The 6,970-nt window shown below is 67.4% G+C and carries 1 protein-coding gene; it reads left to right on the forward strand.

Translation table 11 applies throughout. The annotated features are described in order from the left end of the window. Positions 1 to 759: 759 nt before the first annotated feature. A partial coding sequence (locus NP3_RS28975) for a type I polyketide synthase (protein WP_063044778.1) occupies positions 760 to 6,970 on the forward strand: 6,211 nt, incomplete at its 3' end.

Raw genomic sequence — 6,970 nt, forward strand, 5'->3', positions numbered from 1 at the left:
GCTACTACGGAGTGGCCCGGAACATTTTGTTCCGGGCCATTTTTCGTTTTCGACCCGGCGAACAGCATCTTCGGTGAAGGTCTCGGTCGTGGCAAACGATCAGAACACCGACCGGTTCGCCTTCCCATAGTTGGAAAATTCACTCGGACGAGGTCTGCTATTTCTGGTGTAGCGATGCCCTGAGGAGACCAATGCTTTACACCGCACAACCACGCCGGAGCCGTCTGGTGATCACCGCCTCGAGCCCGTTGCTCGTCCTCGGTCGCGGTAACCATCGGGAAGCTACTGGCCGGTTGACAAGGTCAAGATCGTCAAATTACTGTTCAGTACGATGAATCGTGTTCTACTGTTCGAAAATTCGAAGGATCATCGTGCTGATCCACATCGCTGTCGTATAGGTGCTTCGTGCGCATCTCGCGGCAGACGTTTCGGGCACCACCCCCTCTTACGTGCGCCTAGGCATTCTGGCGTACCCACGTAGCGCTGCAGTCGTCAGCAGCGTTTGCTGATTATTTGCCCTACTGGATCCGGTGGTACACCGTGTCCGGTCTGGGCCTAGCCCGCCTCATCTCCTCGGAGCCCTAGGTCGCTTGCGGAAGACGCTCCGCATCATTCAGGGCTCCTCGTTGATCCTCGACCGCGTCGGAATCCGTTATGTCCGAATCAGGAATCGCCTGATTCCTTTGCCGTAGACAACAAACACACTCGTCAGAGGCTTTACGGCGGGTCCCCAACCTGCCTTGGGAAGGATGTTCAGAGGTGACCGGATCGGCGTTCGAGGTCGCTATCGTCGGCATGTCCTGCAGAATGCCGGGCGCGGCCGATCTCGACAGTTTCTGGCAGCTGCTCAGGGAGGGACGCGCCGCGATCGGCACGGCTCCCCCGGGGCGGGAGAGCATCACCGAGCGGGCCGGATTCGTCGACACCGTAGGGGAGTTCGACGCGGACTTCTTCGGGGTCTCGCCGAATGAGGCGCGCGCAATCGATCCGCAACAGTTGCTGGCACTGGAATTGAGCTGGGAGGCGCTCGAGGACGCGGGCCTGGCCGCAACGGCGCGTGCGGCCCGGCGGTGCGGTGTGTTCCTCGGCAGCACCGGAACCGATTTCGCCGAAATCCTGGCCTCCCAGGGTGGCCCAGGTGTCAGCCGCCACTCACTGTGGGGTGTCGGACGCGGCATCATCGCGAACCGCATCTCGAACTACTTCGGTTTCAGCGGCCCGAGCATCCTGGTCGACAGCGCCCAGGCATCCTCGCTGGTCGCGGTGCATCTGGCCTGCGAGAGCCTGCGCAGCGGTGAGAGCGAGGTGGCCCTGGCCGGTGGCCTGAACCTGATTCTGTCGCCCACCAGCGGTGCGCGTATCGAGCAATTCGGCGCGCAGTCGGCGCTCGGCGCCTGCTACACCTTCGATGCGCGGGCCGACGGGTTCGTGCGCGGCGAGGGCGGCGGCATGATGGTGCTGAAACCACTGGCGCAGGCGGTCGCGGACGGCGACCGGATCCATGCCGTCATTCGCGGCAGCGCGGTCAACACCGGCAACGAACGCCGCGTGCTGACGGCCCCGAGCCGGGATGCGCAGGCGGCGGCGATCCACTCGGCGCTGACCGCGGCAGGCGTCGAGGCGCCGTCGGTGCAGTACGTCGAATTGCACGGCACCGGAACACCCGCCGGTGATCCGGTGGAGGCCGCCGCGCTCGGCGAAACCTACGGTGTGCGTGGGGAGCGGGATGCGCCACTGGCCGTCGGATCGGTCAAGACGAATATCGGGCATCTGGAAGGTGCTTCGGGTATCGCGGGTCTGATCAAGACCGTGCTCTGTCTGAGCCGCCGAGAACTGGTGGCCAGCCTGAACTTCGAGACGCCGAATCCGCGAATTCCGCTCGCGGACTTGGGTTTACGTGTGGTGACGGGCACCGAGAACTGGCCCGTGGCCACCGTGCGCAGGGCAGGTGTGTCCTCGTTCGGCATGGGAGGCTCCAATGCGCATGTGATCGTGCAGCAGGCACCTCCAGTCGGGTCCGCCGCGTCCACGGCAGATGGCGCGGACGGTGCGGTGCCGTGGGTGGTGTCGGCCCACAGCGCGGAAGGTGTGCGGGCGCAAGCAGCCAGGCTGCGGGAGTGGCTGCTCCGCCATTCGGAGCAGGATGCGGCCGACGTGGCCTACTCGCTGTTGGCCACCCGAGCCCAGATGCGGTGGCGCGGCAGCGTCGTCGGGCGGGATCGAGCGGAGTTGCTGGCAGGCTTGGCGGCCCTGGCCGACCCGACCGGGCCCGCCGTAGCGATCGAGCCGGTAACCGAGCGGGCCGAGCGGCGGCGGGTCGCGTTCGTCTTCCCGGGGCAGGGCAGCCAGTGGGAGGGCATGGCGCTGGGCCTGCTGGATTCGGGTGGGGCGTTCGCGGAGTCGATCGCGGAATGTGAAGCGGCACTTGCGTCGTACGTGGACTGGTCGCTGACGGCGGTGCTGCGTCGCGAAGCGGACGCGCCCCCGCTGGATCGCGTGGACGTGGTGCAGCCGGTGCTGTTCGCGGTGATGGTCTCGCTGGCCCGGATGTGGCGCGCGGCCGGTGTGGAGGCGGACGTGGTGATCGGCCATTCCCAGGGCGAGATCGCCGCCGCCTACATCGCTGGTGGACTGTCGCTGTCCGATGCGGCGCGTGTGGTGGCTCTCCGGTCCCGGGCGGTCGCCGATGAGCTGGCCGGACAGGGTGGTATGGCCTCGATCGGACTCGGCGCGGATGCGGTACGGGAACGTTTGTCGGCGTATGGGGACCGGCTGTCGCTGGCGGCGGTGAACGGCCCGGCACAAAGCGTCATAGCCGGTGATGTTCCGGCGATGGCGGAGTTTCTCGCCGCCTGCGCCCGCGACGGTGTGTGGGCCCGCCGGATTCCGGTTGATTACGCGTCACATTCGAAGGCGGTCGAGCGGCTACGCGATCGGTTGCTCGCGGAACTGGAGCCGATCAGCCCGCGATCCGGTTCGGTACCGTTCTTTTCCACGGTATCGGCCGACCGGTTGGATACGGCGAAACTGGACGCCGATTACTGGTATCGGTCGCTGCGGGAACCGGTTCGATTCGCCGATGCCGTGACGGCGCTGATCGCGGACGGCATCAACGCATTCGTCGAGGCGAGTCCGCATCCGGTGCTCACGATGGGCATCGGCGTAACCGCCGAGGCGGCCGGTGCGGCCGAGGGCGTATCCGTTGTCGGATCGTTGCGGCGCGGTGCGGGCGGGCCGGAACGGTTCACGGCGTCGCTGGCACAGGCCTATTGCGCTGGCGTGCGGGTGGATCCGCGGGTACTGGTCCCCGGTGGCGCGCGGGTCGACCTGCCGCCGTACGCGTTCCAGCGGCGCAACTTCTGGGCCGGTGTACCGGTCACTTCCGGTGGCTTCACCGGTGTGACCGACGTCGGCGCGGCAACTGAGGAGCACATTTCCGAGGGGCGACTTCCCGAGGGCGATGAGCAAGGCGGAACGCGGGACGACAGCCCGCTGGCGCGCACGCTGCTGGCCACCCCTGAATATCAGCGCGACACAGTGGTTCTCGACATTGTTCGCGAGCATGCCGCTGCCGTGCTCGGCCACGAGTCGGCCCGATCGATCCACCCCGATCTGCCGTTCACCGAGTTCGGCTTCGACTCCGTCAGCGGGGTGGAGCTGCGGAACCGACTGATACGGGCCACCGGTGTGCCGCTGCCGAAGACACTCATCTTCGACCATCCGACCGCGGGTGCGATCGCGGCGCTGCTACGGGCGCAGGTCACGGGCGCCGACCGCGGGCAGCGGCGGGTATCGCGGCGCGGGGCGCCGGACGAACCGATCGCGATCGTCGGCATAGGTGCCCGATTCCCGGGCGGTGTGCGATCCGCTGAGGACCTGTGGGAGCTGGTGGCCGCGGGCCGGGACGCGATCGGCGAATTCCCCGCCGACCGCGGCTGGGACCTGGACCGGCTGTTCGACCCGGACCCCGACAAACCGGGCAAAGTATACACCCGTCACGGCGGATTCCTCAGTGGTGCAGGCGATTTCGACCCTGGCTTCTTCGGCATCAGCCCGCGCGAAGCGTTGGCGATGGATCCGCAGCAGCGGCTGTTACTCGAAACAGCCTGGGAGGCCCTGGAGGACGCGGGTATCGACCCGGTGTCGTTGCGGGGCAGCGACACCGGTGTGTTCGCCGGTGCCTGCTCGTCGGGTTACTCGCGGCGAGTGACCGGTGACCTGGAGGGTTTCCGGCTGACCGGCACGTCGCACAGCGTCATCTCGGGTCGCGTCGCGTACGCGTTCGGCCTGGAAGGTCCGGCGGTGACGGTGGATACGGCGTGCTCGTCGTCGCTGGTGGCGTTGCATCTGGCATGCCAGGCACTGCGCCAGGGCGACAGCTCGCTGGTGCTGGCAGGCGGTGTGACCGTCGCGGCCAGCCCGACTCTGTATGTGGACTTCTCCCGCCAGCGCGGCCTGTCACCGGACGGTCGCTGCAAGGCGTTCTCGGCCGCCGCCGACGGCGTGGCGTGGTCGGAGGGGTCGGGTGTGCTTGTGCTCGAACGACTTTCGGATGCGCGGCGGCTCGGTCACAACATCCTGGCCGTCGTTCGCGGTAGTGCGGTGAACCAGGACGGCGCGAGCAACGGCCTGACCGCACCGAACGGTCCGTCGCAGGAGCGGGTGATCGTGCAGGCCCTCGCCAATGCGGGGATTTCGGCGGTCGACGTCGACGCGGTGGAGGCGCACGGGACCGGCACGACGCTCGGTGATCCGATCGAAGCACAGGCGTTGATCGCCGCCTACGGGCAGGATCGCGGCGATCGGGAACCGTTGCGGATCGGGTCCTTGAAATCGAATATCGGCCACGCGGTCGCCGCGGCCGGTGTGGCCGGTGTGATCAAGATGGTGCAGGCGATGCGGCACGAGCGGCTGCCGCGGACGCTGCACGCCGAAACGCCGACGCCGCACGTGGATTGGGCCGCGGGCGCGGTGCGGCTGCTGACCGACGCCGAACCGTGGACCGGGGGCGATCGAGTGCGCCGGGCGGGCGTGTCGTCATTCGGGATCAGCGGCACCAACGCGCATCTGATCCTCGAAGAAGCACCGGCCGCACCGGTTGCGGCTGCCGAGGGCGACATCGAAGACGACGCGGATCGGCAGTCGAAGGTGCCGGTCACCGCGCTGCTGGTGTCGGGCAAGGGCGAGGCAGGTCTGCGCGCGCAGGCCGCCCGGCTGCGTACCTGGTTGTCGGAGCGACCGGAGATCGACGTCGCTGATGCGGCGTATTCGCTCGCGACGTCGCGGGCGCAGCTGGATTCGCGCGGTGTGGTTCTCGGTCGCGATCGGGACGAATTGCTCGAGCGGCTGGCGAACCTCGCCGAATCGGGGACCGGCACCGGTGTCATCACGGGTGCCACTGGTTCGGGGACGACGGCATTCTTGTTCACCGGTCAGGGTGCACAGCGGATCGGTATGGGACGTGAACTGTACGAGGCGTTCCCGGTATTCGCCGCAGCGCTGGACGAGGTGTGCGCCCAGTTCGATCCGCTGCTGGAGTGCTCGCTCGAAGACATCATGTTCGGCGGTACCGGTGCCGAGGTGCTGGATCGGACCGAGTTCACCCAGCCAGCGCTGTTCGCCTTCGAGGTGGCGCTGTATCGCTTGCTGGAATCCTACGGCGTCACCCCGGACGTGTTGATCGGCCATTCGATCGGAGAAGTCGCGGCCGCGTATCTCGCGGGCCTGTGGTCGCTCGAGGATGCGTGCCGGTTGGTGGCGGCGCGCGGCCGTCTCATGGGTGCGTTGCCCGAGGGCGGTGCGATGCTGGCCATCGGGGCGTCCGAAACCGATGTGCACGAGGTCCTCGCGCGATACCCCGACCGAGTGTCCATCGCTGCGGTGAACGCGCCTGAGGCCCTGGTGATTTCGGGCGACGAGGACGCGGTCGCCGAGATCGGGGCGCTGTTCGCCGAGCGCGGCAGCAAGACGTCGCGGCTGCGGGTGAGTCACGCCTTCCACTCGCATCGGATGGAGCCGATGCTGGCCGAATTCGAGTCTGTCGCAATGGACTTGACGTACCACCGACTGCGCCTACCGGTGGTGTCGAACGTGTCCGGCCAGCTGGCTGGGGACGAGGTTACCGAACCCGGCTACTGGGTTGGGCAAGTGCGGGCCGCGGTGCGTTTCGCGCCGGGAATCGAGACATTGATCTCCTCGGGCGTACGCCGATTCCTGGAAGTCGGGCCCGACGCGGTGCTGGCGGCGATGACCCGGCAGACCCTCCCGGAGGGTGTGGAATCGGTGGTGGCCGCGGCCGCGCGCAGGGATCACGATGAGCCTCGGCAATTCCTGACGATGCTGGCGCATGCTCACACGTCCGGTGTGGGCGTGGATTGGACGCCACTGTGGCGTCGCCCGGCGGCACGACGAATTCCCCTGCCCACCTATGCCTTCCAGCACCAGCGATTCTGGTTGCCGCCGCGTCCAGATGCCATCGGCGACTCCATCGGCCACCCGTTGCTCACCGGTGTGGTGCCGGTGGCCGGTAAGGACGAGTTCGTTTTCACCGGCCGGTTCTCGCTGTCGACCGACCCGTGGGTCGCCGACCATATGACCTACGGCACCGCGGTGCTGCCGAGTGCGACCCTGGTCGAGTTCCTGCTTGTCGCGGGCAGCAGAATCGATTGCGGCGTCGTCGAGGAGCTGACCCTGGAGGCTCCGATACTTCCGACAGAGGACGACGAGGTCGAGCTCCAGGTGTCGGTACAGGAGCCGGACGCGACCGGGCGACGGCCGTTCAACTTCTACTTCCGTAAGACAGGCCGCCGCGCGGGTGAGTGGGTGCGCAACGCCAGCGGCGTACTTGCCCCCTCCTGGGACGGCGATGACGCTCTGCTGGACCGGCTGCGCGACGAATCGTGGCCGCCTGCCGACGCCGAAATCCTCGACACCTCATGGATTCCCGAGCGGATCGCCAAGGGATCCGGGC

Source organism: Nocardia pseudovaccinii NBRC 100343 (genome assembly GCF_001613225.1).
GTDB lineage: Bacteria > Actinomycetota > Actinomycetes > Mycobacteriales > Mycobacteriaceae > Nocardia > Nocardia pseudovaccinii.